The 728-nt window shown below is 62.1% G+C and carries 1 pseudogene; it reads right to left on the bottom strand.

The features are described 5' to 3' along the window. Positions 1 to 16: 16 nt before the first annotated feature. Positions 17 to 728 (bottom strand): annotated as a pseudogene (locus ACXJKO_RS31945) (IS630 family transposase); the annotation flags it as partial.

Below are 728 nucleotides of genomic sequence, written 5' to 3'. Positions count from 1 at the left end.
CTAGAGCATCGGATGTTTAATCGGACGCATATCCAGCAGCCTTGAGGTAGTTCCAACATTCTTGTGGCTCGAACAGGTTGCAGATCTCACCGAGGGTGCGCCAGAGCGCGTCCAAGGTGCGGGCTTCGGCTTTGCGCAGATGCGCTTTGATCTTGGCAAAGGCTTGCTCGATCGGGTTCAGATCGGGCGAATAAGCCGGCAGGAACAGGAACCAGGCTCCGCGTCGCCTCAGACACTGAGCGGCCTTTTCACTTTTGTGAACGGCCAGGTTGTCGAGGATCACCACGTCGCCTTTGCACAGTGTCGGCGCGAGCTGCGTCTCGATGKAGGTGTCAAAGGCCGAGCGCGTGATCGGGCCATCGACGATCCACGGCGCACTCAGCTCATGGCAGCGCAGCCCGGCCAGAAAGGTATGCGTCGTCCAATGCCCGAAGGGAGCGCTCATGCGTAACCGCTGGCCCTTGCGGGAGCGGCCGCGCAGGCGCGTCATCTTGGTGTTGACGTACGTCTCATCCAAGAACACCAGCCGGTGCGGCTCTTGGCGCATGCGGACCTGACGGTGGTCTCTCCAAGTGCGGCGTTCATCCCGCACGTCGGCGCGTGCGCACTCCGCCGCCATCAGGKSTTTTTTTATAAGTGAAGCCGCACCGGCACAGGAAGCGCGAGAGCATCGCGGGAGCCGCAACGATCCCGTGCTCGTCGAGCAGCCGAGCGGCCAGTTCGGGCAT

The sequence above is a fragment of the Microvirga sp. P5_D2 genome, assembly GCF_054049475.1.
This window is presented reverse-complemented; position numbering and strand designations above follow the sequence as displayed.